This window comes from Imperialibacter sp. (genome assembly GCF_040222385.1).
Classification (GTDB): domain Bacteria; phylum Bacteroidota; class Bacteroidia; order Cytophagales; family Cyclobacteriaceae; genus Imperialibacter.
Window position 1 is genome coordinate 529,473 of sequence record NZ_JAVKDF010000022.1, and the last position, 15,879, is coordinate 545,351.

The 15,879-nt window shown below is 48.2% G+C and carries 14 protein-coding genes and 1 tRNA gene; 6 read left to right on the forward strand and 9 right to left on the reverse strand.

Going from position 1 to position 15,879, the window contains the following annotated elements; translation table 11 throughout:
• Nucleotides 1–47 precede the first annotated feature (47 nt).
• From RIG68_RS09840 to RIG68_RS09850, 3 genes are all read right to left on the reverse strand, one after another.
• Nucleotides 48–2,657, reverse strand: coding sequence for an ABC transporter permease (locus RIG68_RS09840; protein WP_350121702.1), 2,610 nt, complete (start codon nt 2,655–2,657; stop codon nt 48–50).
• Between the two features lies 1 nt (nt 2,658).
• Nucleotides 2,659–2,997, reverse strand: coding sequence for a PadR family transcriptional regulator (locus tag RIG68_RS09845; RefSeq protein WP_350121704.1), 339 nt, complete (start codon nt 2,995–2,997; stop codon nt 2,659–2,661).
• Between the two features lie 152 nt (nt 2,998–3,149).
• Nucleotides 3,150–3,794, reverse strand: coding sequence for a YceI family protein (locus tag RIG68_RS09850; protein WP_350121706.1), 645 nt, complete (start codon nt 3,792–3,794; stop codon nt 3,150–3,152).
• Nucleotides 3,795–4,073: 279 nt separating this feature from the next.
• Between RIG68_RS09850 and RIG68_RS09855 the strand changes: the two genes are divergently transcribed.
• Both RIG68_RS09855 and RIG68_RS09860 read left to right on the forward strand, forming a co-directional pair.
• A tRNA-Asp gene (locus RIG68_RS09855) sits at nt 4,074–4,147 on the forward strand.
• Nucleotides 4,148–5,195: 1,048 nt separating this feature from the next.
• A complete protein-coding gene (locus RIG68_RS09860) occupies nt 5,196–5,714 on the forward strand; it encodes a HEAT-like fold family protein (RefSeq protein ID WP_350121708.1) in 519 nt (172 codons plus the stop codon).
• A gap of 6 nt (nt 5,715–5,720) precedes the next feature.
• Here RIG68_RS09860 and RIG68_RS09865 read toward each other — a convergent pair whose 3' ends face one another.
• From RIG68_RS09865 to RIG68_RS09875, 3 genes are all read right to left on the reverse strand, one after another.
• Nucleotides 5,721–6,431, reverse strand: coding sequence for a LytR/AlgR family response regulator transcription factor (locus RIG68_RS09865; protein WP_350121710.1), 711 nt, complete (start codon nt 6,429–6,431; stop codon nt 5,721–5,723).
• On the reverse strand, nt 6,421–7,458 hold the full coding sequence (locus RIG68_RS09870) for a sensor histidine kinase (protein WP_350121712.1): 1,038 nt from the start codon (nt 7,456–7,458) through the stop codon (nt 6,421–6,423). Before RIG68_RS09870 ends, RIG68_RS09865 begins: the two co-directional genes overlap by 11 nt.
• Before the next feature lie 76 nt (nt 7,459–7,534).
• Nucleotides 7,535–8,689, reverse strand: coding sequence for an acyltransferase family protein (locus RIG68_RS09875; protein ID WP_350121714.1), 1,155 nt, complete (start codon nt 8,687–8,689; stop codon nt 7,535–7,537).
• Nucleotides 8,690–9,028: 339 nt separating this feature from the next.
• Between RIG68_RS09875 and RIG68_RS09880 the strand changes: the two genes are divergently transcribed.
• A complete protein-coding gene (locus tag RIG68_RS09880) occupies nt 9,029–9,400 on the forward strand; it encodes a hypothetical protein (protein ID WP_350121716.1) in 372 nt (123 codons plus the stop codon).
• 23 nt (nt 9,401–9,423) lie between these two features.
• Here the strand turns inward: RIG68_RS09880 and RIG68_RS09885 are convergent, their stop codons facing one another.
• The 3 genes from RIG68_RS09885 to RIG68_RS09895 all read right to left on the reverse strand — a co-directional run bounded on the left by RIG68_RS09885 (nt 9,424) and on the right by RIG68_RS09895 (nt 10,855).
• Nucleotides 9,424–9,840, reverse strand: a complete 417-nt coding sequence (locus RIG68_RS09885; RefSeq protein ID WP_350121718.1) for a hypothetical protein — start codon at nt 9,838–9,840, stop codon at nt 9,424–9,426.
• A gap of 127 nt (nt 9,841–9,967) precedes the next feature.
• Complete coding sequence (gene msrA, locus RIG68_RS09890) at nt 9,968–10,507, reverse strand: peptide-methionine (S)-S-oxide reductase MsrA (protein ID WP_350121720.1); 540 nt, start codon at nt 10,505–10,507, stop codon at nt 9,968–9,970.
• A 120-nt stretch (nt 10,508–10,627) separates the two neighbouring features.
• The gene (locus tag RIG68_RS09895) at nt 10,628–10,855 is read right to left on the reverse strand and encodes a hypothetical protein (protein ID WP_151996778.1); all 228 of its coding nucleotides are present in this window, start codon (nt 10,853–10,855) and stop codon (nt 10,628–10,630) included.
• Nucleotides 10,856–11,062: 207 nt separating this feature from the next.
• On the opposite strand from RIG68_RS09895, the gene mnmH reads away from it, so the two are divergent.
• The 3 genes from mnmH to RIG68_RS09910 all read left to right on the forward strand — a co-directional run bounded on the left by mnmH (nt 11,063) and on the right by RIG68_RS09910 (nt 15,875).
• Entirely contained in the window at nt 11,063–12,094 is a 1,032-nt protein-coding gene (gene mnmH, locus RIG68_RS09900) for a tRNA 2-selenouridine(34) synthase MnmH (protein WP_350121721.1), read from the forward strand.
• Nucleotides 12,087–13,121, forward strand: coding sequence for a selenide, water dikinase SelD (gene selD / locus RIG68_RS09905; RefSeq protein WP_350121723.1), 1,035 nt, complete (start codon nt 12,087–12,089; stop codon nt 13,119–13,121). The genes mnmH and selD overlap by 8 nt, the downstream gene beginning before the upstream one ends.
• A 75-nt stretch (nt 13,122–13,196) precedes the next feature.
• On the forward strand, nt 13,197–15,875 hold the full coding sequence (locus RIG68_RS09910; protein WP_350121725.1) for a TonB-dependent receptor: 2,679 nt from the start codon (nt 13,197–13,199) through the stop codon (nt 15,873–15,875).
• Nucleotides 15,876–15,879 lie beyond the last annotated feature (4 nt).

Genomic DNA, 15,879 nt, shown 5'->3' on the forward strand with positions numbered 1-15,879 from the left:
TTTCCAAGACACACCTTTTAGCGCTCAACAATAAAACTCCGGCCGACTTATTCCACCCTTAGCCCATTCACAGGGTTGAACTTGCGCAGGCGAGCCACCTGAATGGCCACGGTGAGCAGCAGCACGCCAATGAGCACAAACACCGCCACCGCCACACCGGAAAACCCAATAGGCATATGGTAGGTATAGGCTGCATCGAACAATAGGTTCATCGCCTGGTAGCTCAGCGGGGCTCCCAGCCCCAGGGCTATGGCAAAAAGTGCGGCATAACGACGGGTGATATTAGTGGCAATGCTGCTCAGCCCGGCACCCAGCACCTTCCTGATGCTGAACTCCCTGATTCTTCCCACCACATTGAGGCTAATGAGCCCATAAAGGCCCAGGCCTGCAAGCAAAATGGCCATGGTAGCCACCACCTGCCACACGATGGCGTGGATGTCAATCACTTCGTAGTAAAGGCCCCACACGTCTTCCTGGTAGCCGCCCATAAACGGGGTTTCAGGAAACAAGGTCGCCCACTGCCCCTGCAATGCCTCGTAAACTTCCTTTTCGGTGCCATGCTTCGTTTTCATGGTGAGGTAACGGTAGTTGTTTTTGTCGGCCAGACTGAAAAAGGCGGGTTCGACCTTGTTGGAAAGGTCGTAGGCGTGGAAATCGGCCACCACGCCCACCACCTCATACCGTGTACTGTCGATATCGAAGACCTGCCCAAGCACCTCGCTGGTCGGTACGCCTGGCGCTATACTGGCCGCCAGGGTAGCGTTGAGTACCACGGCCTGCTTGTCGTTCGCAGCATTTTCCCGGAAGGCTCTGCCCTCTACCAGCTGCAAACCCAAGGTTTCAAAATAGCGGGCATCCACCTTTAGCTCCATGGCCTCATATTGTCTGTCGGGGAAGTGCAGCACAGCTGTTTGCTCGCTGCGACCCAGGTGATGAAATGATCCAGAGATAGAGACAATGTCCGGATGACTGCTGAGGGCATCCCGTAGCTGGGTAAACGCCTGCGCATCGGGCAAGCCGGTATAAAGCGCTTCGTGCTGGCTATAGCCCCAGCTTCTGGCACCTAGCCAGGCACTGTTTTGGGTGAAAGTAACAGCGCTGGTGATGAACACGCAGGCAAACACAAGCTGTAAGCCCAGGAAAACCCTGGTGAGGGTATTCTTTTTGCCAAACTTCACCGACCCCTTGATGATGCTCACCACCTGGAAACGGGAAATGTACAGAGCTGGATAAATACCCGACACCAGGCTGGTGAACAGCAGCGTGGCCGACAGAAAAACCCAGAGAGACGTGTCGCTGAAACGAAAGTCCATATCGAAACCCCACATTTGTTCAAAACCCCGGATGAAAAAGCCCATCGCCAGGCCAACGCCCAGCAACATGGCGAAAAAGGTAATCAATACATTTTCAGCCAGAAACTGAACGGCTACTGTGCGCCGGGTTGCACCAATCGTTTTCCTGATACCAATCTCTTTCAACCGTTTGGCGGCTGACACAATCGCAATATTGATATAGTTAAGGCAGGCGAGGGCCAGCATCAGCACCGCCACAATGGCCATGAACACAATCGACATATAGTTATCTTTCGAGCTTCTTGAAATGCCATCTTTGATATACTCCGACGTTTCGTGCAGCGTGACCAGGGGCCGAAAGGCGAAGGAGGTAATTGCCCAATCGGGCTGCACGGCACTGTTTTGCATCGCCATGTATTTGTCCATAGCAGGCTCGATAGATGAAATATTGAAAGGGTCGTCAACCTGAACAAAGGTGGCGGCCACCGTGCTGCTCCAGTCGTGGACATTGTAGGCTGGCGACGTTCGGAGGTTGTCGAAGTTGACCAGAAAGTCAAAACTGATAGTGCGGGAAGCTGGGAATTTGGCCGCTACTCCTGCCACCTTGAAGAGTTTGCCATTGTCCTTATCAAACTTCACCAGCACCTCTTTGCCCAATGGGTCTTCGGTGCCAAAGTACTTCTCTGCCATGTTTTCACTCAGCACAATGCTATTCAGGTCAGCCAGCGACGCCTTACTGCCTTGCTTAAGCGGGAAAGTAAACATGTCGAGAAACTCAGGGTCGGCATAACGCACCCTTTCGTGGTATACCCGATCACCATATTTGACAACTACCGGCCTGTCTTCTACCCGGCAAACTTTCTCAATGTGCGAAAAATCTTCCCGCAGCATGGCACCCAGTGGTCGTGGCGTGGTGCCGTATTCCTGCGGCGTGCCGTCTCTGTCGGCCAGAAAGGTGACAAGGAAAACCTCGTTTTTGTGCTCGTGAAATTGATCAGTGCTAAAGGTCCAGCTGGCAAAGGCATAAACAAACACAGCAATGCCAATGGCGACGGATAACCCGAACACGTTGATGGAGGAGTTCAGGGGATTTTTCATCAGGCTGCGCAACGAGATTTTGAAATAGTTGCGAAACATGATAATGCCAGCATTGGTCGGAGCTGTTGGTCTTCGCCATGCATAGGGCTGGAAGCAGCGCAAAACGTCCCACAGGTAAAGTAATTTGGCTGTAAAAAGGCCCTTTTCTGCCACCCTTTCATAGAAAAACTCCTCAAGGTCGCCGTGCATTTCTTCGTACATACCAGGCTGGCAGTACCATTTGAAAAAAGCGTGTGGCAGGCGGGGAATGGTAGGTTTCTTTTCCATATCAGTTGGTTTGCCATTTAAAAGCCAGTTCGGGGATCTGCTTTCTCAGAGACATCCGAAGGTCCATTGATTCATCAAGGGCTTTCTTTCCATAGGGTGTGATGTTGAACAGGCGTTTCCGCTTTCCCCCTCTTTTTGATTCAGGGTCGCCCAGCCGGGAGTCGAGCATGCCTTTCTTTTCGAGGCGGTACAGCGATTTGTGTACAGCACTCACATTGACCGAGCGGTCTGACTGCTTTTCAACCTCCTTGGTAATGGCCACTGCGTAGGCATCGTCGTACAGCACCCCTACTGTGAGCAGCACCAGCTCTTCAAATTCGCCGAGATATATTCTTTGCATGAGTCGTATATAATTGACATTTGTCTGTAATATACGACAAGCCCATGATAAAGTTTACTTTTGTCAGTTTAATTGTCTTCACCCCGGCGTTTTCAACGAAAAAAGCCACCCCTCCCGGAATGGCTTTTCTGCTTTTTGAAGCAATCTGTAGCTTAAGACTTCGCAGCTTTGATGCTTACTTTGATTTCGATGTTGTCAGCCAATACCATGTCTTTCATGAAGTGAACCCACTTCACATCATAATCTTGTCTGTTAAATACCAATACGCCTTCAGCAGATAGTCCGCCGTCGGTTACTTCCATTGAAGAAAGCTCCATTGTTTCCTCTTTTGTCTTGCCTCTGATGGTAAGGTCGCCAGTCACTTTGCTGCCCTCCTGAGATTTGATGGTGAAAGTAGCTGTAGGGAATTCTTCAACAAGGAAGAAATCGCCTGTTGACAAGTGACCAACAAGGTCGCTTGCTCTTCTACCCTCTTCGTCTTTGAAAGAAGCAGAATCTAAAGGAACGATAGAAGTCATATCGATGGTGATATCACCACCAGTGAGTTGAGTGCCCTCTGCTATTACTGATCCGTTGGCTACCTCAATCACGCCGTTGTGGCCATACACGCCAGCCACTTCGCCCTTCCAGGCTACTACAGAGCTGGTGGGGTCTACAGTGTAAGTCATAGCGGCTACTTCTTCTGTAGCAGCGGTTTCTGCCGATGATTCGGTTGTTGCGTTTCCACCACCACAGGCAGTAAGGAAACCCGCTGCGATCAATGACGCAAATAATGTTTTTGTGCTTGTCAAGTTCATAGTTGTAATTGGTTTGAGATACAAAGCTAATGAAATAGCTACATTAAATGTAGCTACATTAAATATTAACTTGATTATTGGCTATTTGTTTGCACTCGTCGGTAAAAAAATTGACTCAGTGTAACATTTTGAATAACAAGTAATTGCCACACTTACCAGGAATGCCACCTGTTCGCTTGGAAAAATATTATCAAAATTTTGGTTTTCCCTTTTGCAAAAGCGGAACAAACGCATACTTTTGCATCTCGATTTACAAACGGTAGTCGAGACACAACGAAAGGAGTGGTAGTTCAGCTGGTTAGAATGCCTGCCTGTCACGCAGGAGGTCGCGGGTTCGAGTCCCGTCCATTCCGCAAGGAGCCTTAGAGAAATCTAAGGCTTTTTTGTTTTCAAGGAGTTCTGGTGTGGAGACACAATTTTCCGGTGTGAGGACACAACCGGAAAAGGGAAGCTGTGAAGACACAAGCAAAAACAGTGGTAGTTCAGCTGGTTAGCATGCCTGCTTGTCACGCAGAAGGTGGCGGCGGTTCGCCGGTGCGATTCGAGTCACGTCACAACAGACCGCCTTAGAGAAATCTAAGGCTTTTTTGTTTTCGGGGAGTTCTGGTGCGGAGACACAATTTTCCGGTGTGAGGACACAACCGGAAACGGGAAGCTGTGAAGACACAAGCAAAAACAGTGGTAGTTCAGCTGGTTAGCATGCCTGCTTGTCAAGCAGAAGGTGGCGGCGGTTCGCCGGTGCGATTCGAGTCACGTCACAACAGACTGCCTTAGAGAAATCTAAGGCTTTTTTGTTTTCGGGGAGTTCCGGTGTGAAGACACAATTTGCCGGTGTGGAGACACAACCGGGAGCAGGGAGCTTGTGAAGACACAAGCAAAAACACTTGCTGGTTAGCATGCATGCCTGTCACGCAGAAGGTGGCGGCGGTTCGCCGGTGCGATTCGAGTCCAGTCTCAAAAGACTGCCTTAGAGAAATCTAAGGCTTTTTTGTTTTCGGGGAGTTCCGGTGTGAAGACACAATTTTCCGGTGTGGAGACACAACCGGGAGCAGGGAGCTTGTGAAGACACAAGCAAAAACACTTGCTGGTTAGCATGCCTGCCTGTCACGCAGAAGGTGGCGGCGGTTCGCCGGTGCGATTCGAGGCCCGTCACAGTGGATTGCCTTAGAGAAATCTAAGGCTTTTTTGTTTTCAGGGGTTTCTTGTGTGGGGGCACAATTTTCCGGTGTGAAGACACATCCGGAAGCAGGCAGCTTGTGAAGACACAAGCAAAAAAACACTTGCTGGTTAGCATGCCTGCCTGTTGCGCAAGACGTTGTCAGCAGCGCCTTCCTCTGTCACCAACATTGTTGATAATTGGCTCCCCACCCATTAGTTTTATCATCAGCAACAAATAGCTCGATGGAAAGTGACTTGAAAAGCCGGCTGATGGCAGACCGGTCAAAGCAGAACATAGAAAGGCTGGCACAGGAAATAGGTGCCGACGAGGAGAAATTTGCGGAAGTGATGGACGTCTTCTTTAGCGGGCCATATCGAATCACCCATTTTTCGGCTCACCTGCTGGGCAAATGCTGCGACCTCCACCCCCACCTGATCCTCCCCTATTTGGGCAAAATGATAGACCTACTGGATGAAAACGTACATGATTCACTGAAAAGGAATATCCTCCGTACTGTGCAGTTTATCGACGTTCCGGAAGAGCATTGGGACAAAACTGTGCAGTACTGCTTCGAGCTGCTTCAGTCTAAGAAAGAACCGATAGCGGTAAAAGTGTTTGGCATGACCGTGCTGGCCAACCTGTGCCAAAAGCTGCCTGAGCTTAAGAATGAGCTGAGGATCATCATCGAAGACCAAATGCCTTATGGCTCATCAGGCTTTAAGAGCCGTGGAAGCAAAATCCTAAAAAAGCTTCAGCAATAGCCGACGCTACTCCCTGCTCCAAAGCTTGTGCTGCAAGATCTTCTCCAGCACGGCCTCTCTCCAAAGTTTACTGATAGGCACGATTCCCTTTTCAGTGGCAATCTCATTTCCTTCGATAGACTTCACCTTATCAATATTCAATACATACGATTTGTGCGTTTGAACAAACTGATTCGACGGCAGCAGCTCCATTACCTTTTTCAGCGTCAAATGCGCAATATGGGTTTCTGTCAGTGTGTGCACCTTCACATAGTTCTGCATGCTTTCTACATACACCAATTCCGCAAGCCTGATTCGTTCAATTTTCTGGCCAGTCTTTATGAAGAAATAATCGGCTTTTGCGTCGTTTTGTGTACTGGCTTGCAGGTAATCAAAGGCCTTCTGCACCGCCTTTAGAAACCGATCCAATGAGATGGGCTTCAGCAGGTAGTCGATCACGCTGAGCTCATAGCCCTTTAAGGCGTACTTTTCATAGGCCGAAGTAATGATCACCAGCGGTGGGTTTTTGAGTGAAGCGAGGTAGTCGAGGCCCGTGATATGGGGCATCTCAATGTCCAGAAACAGTAAATCTGGCGTTTCCGATTTCAGCATGGCATCGAGCTGCAAAGCATTTTCACAGGTGCCAATCAGCTCCAGGTAGTCCACTTTTTCCACATAGCTTTTTATCCCTTTCACTGCGAAAGGCTCATCATCGGTTATGATGCACTTAATCTTCATCCAGTGTCAATTTAAGCTTTGCGGTAAAAACCTCTTCACCTTGCTCAGTCTTCAGCGTATGTTTGCCGGGGTAAAGCAATTCAAGCCGCCTTTTCAGATTGGAAAGCCCTAGTCCGCCCCTTCCTGGCTCTTCTATCAGCACACTATGCAACGCTATGGGCTCCGTAGTGTTGGTAATACAAAATTCTATCCCATCGTTGCCGACATCAGACATCTTCAGGCTGATTAATTTTTTACCACCCACATACTTAAAGGCATTCTCGACCAAGGGAATGAACAGCAATGGGTACACTTTTTTGTTTACAATGCCCGCATCGAGGTTGATGTCTACCTGCAGGTTAGACCCATGCCTCACCTTCTGTAGATCGATGAAAGCATTGATATGGTCAAGTTCCTTTGCCAGGGTGGCCTTTTTATCTTTTTCCTCATAAAGCTGGTAACGAAGGAGCTCCGCCAGTTTTTCCACTGTTTTCTTCGCATCGCCCACACTTTCGTCCATTTGAAAGTAAATAGTGTTCAGGCTATTGAAAAGGAAGTGCGGATGGTACTGACTCTTAAGTAGGGCAAGCTCCGTTTCCACGCTGTCTTTTTCTATCTGCTCCAGCCTCTGCGCCTGCTGCATCAGGCTTCTGAGGTAGTATCGGCCTCGCCTGATCGTAAATATGAGCAGCAGATACAGGATGGGGATGATATTGATCTGAACAAAGTCCCGCAGAGAGAGCCCATCGTCAGTAAAGGCGACGAATATCGTGACGGTCGAATTAACGGCAGCCGCAAAAACCAGGTATGAGATCACCATCTCTCTGACAATTGCCTTCGATGAAGGCTGGAAGTTTTTGTTAAATCTTCTCTCCAAAAGAACAAAGCACCATTCGAAAATATACCCCACAGAAATAGCCATAAGCAACTCCAGTAGATATATGTTCAGCGGCCTGCTGCTAGGGAATCCGCCCTGATTTGGGTTGTCGATCAGGCGGATGGATACATATACAACCAACCCGAAAATGAGCGGCTGTATGCGTGTCATCTTGCTCTTTTTGTCGTTCAAAGGTTCTTTCTCCATCGAAGCATCAATATAAGCAACTACCGTTTTGAAGTCAGGTTTAGGCTTTTGTTTTCTCCACTTTCAATTCCTTTACCCCAAACAAAAACCTTGCGATGCGGAAGGGTCGGATCAGGTATTCATAAATGACCAGCGAGCCTATGAGAGACAGCGTGCTGACAAACAGGTACTTCGCCAGGATGGACTCCTGCACCTGAATCACATAGTAGCCAATGGCGATGATCACTGTTTGGTGCAGGATGTAGAATGGATAGATAGCCCGGTTGGCGTAGTCAATGATGGGGTGATGCTTGTTCAAATATCGCTTGGCGTAGCCCGATGCCGCCAGCAGCCATAGCCAGGCATCTACCGCAAGGATACAAGTTGCCAGGTATTCCCATGCAGGGTTGATGCCTTCTATGTCCCACGGCTCAAGTTTGTTCCATCGGAAAAAATTGATAACAGTGATGCAGAGAATGGCCAAACCGAGCAGCTTTCGGCGATGAAGCTCCACGGTGTCCCATAGGCTGGGAACGGCTCCCACAAGGTAGCCTGCCACAAAGAAAGAGCACCAGTAAAAATGCCACGGCAGGTCGTTGACTAAGTCGTGGGTATCGGGATTCCAAAAGGCCCAAAAGCCACCAATGAGGATGGTTGGCAGCATGATCAGGGCAATTTTGAAATTGCCCATGGAACCAACCAGCCTGATGGCCAGTGCTTTACCCTTCTCCGACCTGATGTAAAGAAACAGCGGCAGACAGACCACTGAGTAAACAAACAAGTACAGCACAAACCACATGTGATGCCAGGAAAAATTGCCTGCCGGGTAAGGGATAAACTCCAAAACCTTCGGGTAGAAAGAAAAGAATGATGTGTAGTTGGCACCATTGAACTGCCTCTCGAAATAGATCTGAGGTGGTACTACCACAAACATGGCAAACAACAACGGAACCATCAGTCGGTTATTTCTCTCCTTCACATACTGCCACGGGCTTCTTTTCCTCAGCGCCAGAAATGTGCCGTAGCCAGAAACAAAGAACAGTAGCGGCATCCGAAACCTTGAAAGCCAGAAATTGAACTCCAGCCAGAGGTTGCTTTGCTCTGCATTTTTGATATGCCAGCCGGATTCAGCAGCAAAAAGCATGGCGGTGTGAAAATAGAGCACCAGCAGTATGGCTATGATCCTTAGCCAGTCAATGTCGTGTCGTCGTTCCATGAGTTTTTTCTGTAAAAAAATTGGTTGTGGTTACATACTTCAAATCATTTTGACGAAAAGACTTTGTCAGGTGACGAAAACGTATCCTGCCTTCTCTTGCGTTTTTCCATGGCAATCAATTTCAATGCTCGCCATACTCCTTTGGAGGAAGAAGCGTCAAAAAACTATGTGAAAGCGCTCTCCAAACAAGACCGGGACAACATGATCAGCTTTCTTAATTCTTTGTAAAAGCCTTCTTGCCGTTGGCTAGCTGGCCGACAAAAACGTCGATTATCGAGAGCGCTCTATTCCCTTTCTTCTGAGGAGTGTGTATATTGAGTAACAAATACCTCAGATCCGATGACCCGATTCACGTTAGCCGTACTCATGGTTCTCGTCTCCTCCTGCCTCGATCCGCTTGAGGCACCAGCACCCGACTGGCAACCTCAGACGTTTGCCGACGGCATGCCGAATCTGGTCTTCAGATTAAGGGTCAGTGGCATTAGTCCAGGCAGTGTGCGTTTCAACAACTACTCAAGCGGTATGCATGAATTTACCTGGTATCTTGGTTACAATAACGAAAACGGAATTGAGGCCACTACCCATACGCCAGCTCCTACGCTGAAATACCCCAGAAATGGAAGATTTAATGTGCGACTGAAGGGGCTCGGCACCGACAGCACAATTTACTGGGGTTCCGATTGGATAGAAATCACAAATTTACCTGACTAAGGTTTCAAAAGTCAAATAGCTGCCTACCTATCCATCATCTTCTCAACCAGTGTCGAAACTTCACTGGTTATTGCATCCAACTCATCTTTTAGGTTCTTTTGCAGCTCGGAAAGTTCATTTTCTGTGAGCGTTTCAATTTTGATATGATTGTGCGGGTGGTAATGATCTTTATGGTCTGCTGCTTCTCCAACGGCCACCACCTTCTCCTCCCAGGCTTCCAGTTTTGCACTCAGTGCTTTCAATTCCTCTGAAAAAACAGCCAGCGTCGTATCTCTGGCCAGAATTTGCTCCATCGAATCAAAAATAGACCTTGTTTCGGCTTCGGTGGCCAGCAATTCCTCATGAGCCTCAAAAGCTTGCTGATATTCCTTGCCCGGCTTTCCGGGGCTACAAGAAAACCCGAGCAAAATGATGATAAGAACGAAGGGCTTAAAATTCATAGATAGTCTCTTTTTTACACGCTAACACCCAAGCGAAAGCTACGAAGCCGCAAGGTATTACCTCGTGCAATAAAATCAACTGTTTGATGAATTTTAAGCCCTAAAATCAAGTATCCCAGCCGATAGCTCAGGCCTGGCTCAACTTAAGTTTATCCCCATACTTCTTTTTGAGTTTCTCTACTTTCGGGCGAATAACAAATGAACAATAAGGTTGGGATCCATTGAGCTCAAAATAGTGCTGATGATAGTCCTCCGCCACGTAGAATTCACTGTACGGACTTATTTCCGTAACTATTGGCGAAGCGAAAACACCGCTCTTGTCTAGTTGCTCTTTGTACCTGACAGCGAGTTCCATTTGTTCCTGATTGTGGTAGTATACGACTGACCTGTATTGAGGCCCCACATCATTGCCCTGACGATTAAGTGTGGTGGGATCATGTGTATTCCAAAAAATTTCCAACAGCTCGTCGAATGAAACTAATTTTGGATCAAAGGTAATCTGCACCACCTCGGCATGGCCTGTTCTTCCGCCACACACCTCTCTGTAGCTTGGATTCTTCTCCTTGCCGCCGGAGTAGCCCGACTCTACTTTTATTACGCCTTTAATATTTTGAAAGATTGCTTCGGTGCACCAAAAGCACCCAGAACCGAACGTTGCCTTTTCCAATGTGATCTCCTTTTTTGATATGGTTTGCTACTTATACTACTGCACTTCCAAATAACATAAACCAAGCCCAATAGTTTCCAAAGCGCCAGTTATTCCCGGAGATTGGTTAGACAGCCGACATTAGCCCAATACCCTGCTCTCGTAAATGTTTTGCAGCTTGTTTCTGTCCTCATCCGTTAAGTGGGGGTTTTGCAGCATGCGGAACAGGTCGCTGCGATTCGATATGCCATATTTGGCGAGGACATCGTTTTTCTTCATCTTCTTTTTCCTCTGCCTAATCACAAAGAACATCACGATTTGTAACACAAGAACGGGGACGAGGAACCAGAGAAGATTAGTAATACTCATTACTTAGAATTTTCGTTATCAATAATCAATAGACAATATAGCCAAAAAAAAGTTGCATCAACAGCCACCCCAACCGACAAATACCGTCGTGTGGAATGCCCCTTTGCTTACCTACTGTTATTTAACGGATAAGTTTCATGAAAGTAGGTTAATAATCGCTAATTTTTGGATTGAATAGGAACAGCCGACAGTAGAGCCCAAGAAAAAATGGTCAAAAGCGTTGATATTGAAGAGTTTCTGGAGCTTAGCAGGCAAAACCCGGTGGTAGACGTGAGGTCACCATCGGAGTACGCTTACGGTAGAATCCCAGGGGCGGTGAACCTGCCACTCTTTGAGGATGACGAACGGGCTGAAATTGGCACGCTCTACAAGCAGCAAGGTAAGGACATCGCCGTGAAACGTGGGCTGGAAATAGTGGGCCCCAAAATGCGGCCAATGGTTGAATTTGCAGAGCAGCTCACCTTCAAAGACCATATTTTGGTGCATTGCTGGCGGGGAGGCATGAGGTCGGGCGGTGTAGCGTGGCTGCTGCAAACGTATGGCTTGCCGGTGGTTACACTCAAAGGCGGCTACAAACGGTTCAGGAATCATGTGCTGGATAAATTTGGCGATAAAATGGAGCTCATGGTCATTACGGGCCCTACTGGCTCCGGCAAAACGGATTTAATCAAAGCCCTGGCGACCACTGGTCAGCAGGTGGTTGATTTGGAAGGCCTGGCTCATCACAAGGGATCGGTTTTCGGGGAGTTGGGCCAGGAGGCGCAGCCTTCCTCGGAGCATTTCCAAAACGAGCTTTTCTGGGCCATCAAGGACTTTGATTTTTCGCAACCCGTCTGGCTTGAAGACGAATCAATAGGCATTGGCAAAGTGATGATCCCTGAAGCCTTCTGGCGGCAAATGGGCAAAAGCTCCCGTGTGCATTTTAATATGGACAGGAATATCAGGATCAAACGCCTGGTATCCGAATATGCCAGCTTCCCGCAGACGGTTCTGGACGAAAAAATCACCGTACTCGAAAAGAAACTGGGAGGACAGCACGCCAAAAGTGCGCTGGAGCTGCTTAGATCGGGCGACTTTGCGGGTGTGGCTGACGTGCTGCTCGTCTACTACGACAGGGCTTACAAAAACGCCTTGATTCGACACAAAAATGACTTGTTGCTGGAAATAGAAGCCGATCATGAAGACTTTGCCAAATGGGCTGAACTAGTTATAGAAAAAACGAAAACTCAATATGTCTGAACCAATAAAGCTTACCCAATACAGCCACGGCGCAGGGTGTGGTTGCAAAATATCACCCAAGGTGCTGGAAACCATCCTGAGCAAATCAACTGACAAAACATTCTTTCCTTCTCTGCTGGTGGGCAACCATACCAACGACGATGCCGCTGTGTATGATTTAGGAAATGGCACCGCCATCATCAGTACCACCGACTTCTTTATGCCCATCGTGGACGACCCATTCGACTTTGGAGGCATTGCTTCTGTAAACGCCATTAGCGATGTCTACGCTATGGGAGGCACTCCCATCATGGCCATTGCCATACTGGGCTGGCCCATCGACAAACTGACACCTGAGGTGGCCAATCAGGTGCTGAACGGAAGCCGCAAGGCTTGCGAAGAGGCAGGCATTCCTTTGGCTGGCGGCCACAGTATTGACGCACCAGAACCCATTTTTGGACTGGCTGTAACAGGTACCATACCGGTAACCAATATTAAGAAAAATTCAACGGCCACGGCAGGATCGTACCTGTACCTCACCAAGCCCCTGGGCATTGGCATCATCACCACAGCCCAAAAAAGGGGCATTGTGACTGAGGAGCACCTGGCTGTCGCTAAAAAGAGCATGCTCACATTGAATAAGCTGGGAGCGAAGCTCGGAACCCTCCCCTACGTGTCGGCAGTGACAGACGTAACCGGCTTCGGACTGCTGGGGCATTTGGCTGAGGTATGCGAAAGTAGCGGCGTATCAGCCACCATCGACTTCGACAAGGTGCCAAAATTTGATTTCCTTGACGATTATCTCAATCAGAAAAGTATTCCCGGAGGCACCGTTAGAAACTGGGAAAGTTATGGTCACAAAATCGGTGATATTTCCGACTATCAGCGATCCATTCTGGCAGATCCGCAGACAAGCGGCGGATTGCTTATTGCCGTTGATGAAAATGAGGTTTCAAATTTCGAAGCTTTTTTGAAAATTGAAGGAATACAGTTACAGCCATTTGGTTATCTGTCGCCGGAAGAAGAATATGTAATTCAGGTAAAATAAACCAATTCCAACCTGAAATGCTATAGTGGTTTCTATTAGAAAGCCTGTTGTAGCTTGTGATACCAAACAATGCCTATGAAAAAAAACTACTGCTACCTCCTCCTGTTGGTCTTGTTTAACTATGATGGAAACGCTCAGGATGTTTCTGAATGGAAAACAAAAATAGGACAACTGGAAAAGGCATTTGGCATCGACATATACTATCGGGATGAATGGGTTGACGCTTCCAAGGTAACTGTCCCTGACACTTCTCTTCCAAGGGATCAGGCGTTAGGTGCGTTCCTCTACCCCCTTAACCTTTCCTACATCACCTATCGAAAAAAGCTGGTTGTATTACTGCCCGACTCAACTGCCAGAAGGTTCGCTTCCAGCTCGGAAGACTATGGTTCTCAATTAAAAATTCCGGAGGGAGTCACCATCATAGGCGACCTAAAATCTTTCGGAACCCAAAGGAATGCCACTATTCGGGGGCGTATCCTTGACGCAAATAGTGGTGACCCGCTTGTCGGGGCGAATGTGATGCTTGTAGGCACCAATAGATCGACCAGCACCAACGAAAAAGGCGAGTACTCCTTTCAGGTGCCTGTTGGCTTGTACGACCTGCTCATTACAACGGTAGGATACATCGAGGAAAGAAAGCCCGTGGCAATTGTTGGCGATGGGCAGCTAAGCACCGAACTATTTGACACCACTTACGAGCTTGAGGAGATTACTATCCGGGAGCGAGCGTTTGAGAACAATGTGACAGATGCGAAAATGGGCATTAATTCGATAGATGTGGCCTCCATCAGGCGATTACCTTCATTCCTCGGGGAGGCCGATGTGATAAAAAGCCTGACATTTCTACCCGGGGTAAGTTCCGTGGGAGAGGGTTCTTCCGGTTTTAATGTGAGAGGAGGAAATTTTGACCAAAACCTCATCCTCATGGATGGAGCCCCTGTGTTTTACCCATCGCACATGCTGGGTTTCTTCTCTCTCATCAACTCAGAAATGGTGGATAACCTTACACTCTACCGGGGCGGGGTTCCTGCCAAATACGGTGGCCGGATAAGCTCAGTGCTGGACATCCGACTCAAAGAAGGCGACAAGAAACGGTGGAACGGCAACGTGGGATTAGGGCCTATCACCAGCAAAGCCTTTGCAGAAGGGCCACTGATAAAAAACAAAGCGTCGCTTGCCCTCGGCGTTCGGGTGGCCAGCGCCGACTGGATTTTGAAGCGAACAAGAAGTATTGAACTTCGGGAAAGCGGAGCCAGGTACATCGATTTTCAGGGCACCATCGACGCATTTGTCACCGACAAAGACAAGGTAAGGCTCTCCGGCTATATGAGCGGCGATAGATTTTCATTTGCTCAGGACGCTATTTACAGCTATCAGAACAACATCTACTCAGTTTCATGGACACACTCCTTTCCTCAAAACATTTATCTCAAAGTAAATGGTGCCTCCAGCGACTATGATTTTGAAGTGGAGAACACCGAAACATTGCGTGAATACATCATGCAAAGCGGTATTCATTATAAAGATGTAAAAGCAGACCTCACCTACGATCCCGGAAACGGCTTTCAGGCAGAAGTGGGGGTGTTGGCCGGTAAGTATAATATTGAACGGGGCGAATTGGAGCCTACTACCATCTCTTCACTGGAAGCAGCCCGCAGTCTTCAGGACATGAACGGAAGAGAAAAGGCAGTATACGGATCTCTCGAGTGGAAGCCTGCTTCATGGCTTACCTTGTCGGCAGGCAGCCGGTATACAACCTTCGATCAAAAAGGCCCATTGAAAATCTATTCCTATGATCCGGCGCTGGCCAGGGATGACGACGCCATCATAGACTCTACCAGCTATGCCAAAGGTGATGTAATCAATACTTACTCAGGTTTTGAGCCACGGGGCTCTGCCAGCATCAAAATAGCCGAAGAGCAGTCGATCAAGATTGGGTACAACCGGATGAGGCAGTACATTAATATTGTTTCAAACACTGCCGCCGTCACGCCTTTCGATATCTGGACCACCAGCGGCACCCATTTCAAGCCTGTTATCGGCGACCAGTACGGCATTGGCTATTTCAGGAACTTCACAAAGAATAAGCTGCAAACATCGGTTGAGCTGTTTTATAAGGAAGTGCAGAATGTGACCGAGTACAAGAACAATGCTGACCTTTTCCTAAAAGACAATATTGAAACAGAATTGCTTCAGGGTTTTGGCCGGTCTTATGGCGCCGAATTTCTCGTTCAAAAGGATGCTGGATTACTTACCGGATGGGTTAGCTATACCTACTCCAGAAGTCTGAGAACGATAAACGGAGAGCTGGAGGAACAAAAGATCAACAGGGGCAAAGAATATGCTGCCGACTTTGACAAACCTCATACGCTGAATATTGTCTCCACTTATAAGCTGTCACGACTCTGGAGGTTTTCGGGCAATTTCACCTACAGCACAGGGCGCCCTACCTCCTACCCAATTGATAAATATGTATTCAATGGGATTGTGGTCGCTCAATTTTCGGAGCGAAACCAGTTCAGGGTGCCAGACTATCACCGGCTCGATATAGCATTTTCGGTTGACGGCACCAACAAGCGGAAAGCCAAGGTGGAAACCTCATGGACTTTTTCGCTATACAATGTCTACGGCCGCAAAAATGCCTATTCAGTCTTTTTTAGCCAACGGAACTCCGACCCGCCTGTAACTCCCTACAAGCTTGCCGTGCTCGGGATACCATTCCCTTCAGTCACCTTCAATCTTAAATTTTTGTAGAGCA

What these genes read in the sequence shown, in the direction of transcription:
- RIG68_RS09840 (WP_350121702.1), bottom strand. Translation starts at nt 2,657, where the DNA reads ATGGAAAAGAAACCTACCATTCCCCGCCTGCCACACGCTTTTTTCAAA.
- RIG68_RS09845 (WP_350121704.1), bottom strand. Translation starts at nt 2,997, where the DNA reads ATGCAAAGAATATATCTCGGCGAATTTGAAGAGCTGGTGCTGCTCACA.
- RIG68_RS09850 (WP_350121706.1), bottom strand. Translation starts at nt 3,794, where the DNA reads ATGAACTTGACAAGCACAAAAACATTATTTGCGTCATTGATCGCAGCG.
- RIG68_RS09860 (WP_350121708.1), top strand. Translation starts at nt 5,196, where the DNA reads ATGGAAAGTGACTTGAAAAGCCGGCTGATGGCAGACCGGTCAAAGCAG.
- RIG68_RS09865 (WP_350121710.1), bottom strand. Translation starts at nt 6,431, where the DNA reads ATGAAGATTAAGTGCATCATAACCGATGATGAGCCTTTCGCAGTGAAA.
- RIG68_RS09870 (WP_350121712.1), bottom strand. Translation starts at nt 7,458, where the DNA reads ATGACACGCATACAGCCGCTCATTTTCGGGTTGGTTGTATATGTATCC.
- RIG68_RS09875 (WP_350121714.1), bottom strand. Translation starts at nt 8,689, where the DNA reads ATGGAACGACGACACGACATTGACTGGCTAAGGATCATAGCCATACTG.
- RIG68_RS09880 (WP_350121716.1), top strand. Translation starts at nt 9,029, where the DNA reads ATGACCCGATTCACGTTAGCCGTACTCATGGTTCTCGTCTCCTCCTGC.
- RIG68_RS09885 (WP_350121718.1), bottom strand. Translation starts at nt 9,840, where the DNA reads ATGAATTTTAAGCCCTTCGTTCTTATCATCATTTTGCTCGGGTTTTCT.
- RIG68_RS09895 (WP_151996778.1), bottom strand. Translation starts at nt 10,855, where the DNA reads ATGAGTATTACTAATCTTCTCTGGTTCCTCGTCCCCGTTCTTGTGTTA.
- mnmH (WP_350121721.1), top strand. Translation starts at nt 11,063, where the DNA reads ATGGTCAAAAGCGTTGATATTGAAGAGTTTCTGGAGCTTAGCAGGCAA.
- selD (WP_350121723.1), top strand. Translation starts at nt 12,087, where the DNA reads ATGTCTGAACCAATAAAGCTTACCCAATACAGCCACGGCGCAGGGTGT.
- RIG68_RS09910 (WP_350121725.1), top strand. Translation starts at nt 13,197, where the DNA reads ATGAAAAAAAACTACTGCTACCTCCTCCTGTTGGTCTTGTTTAACTAT.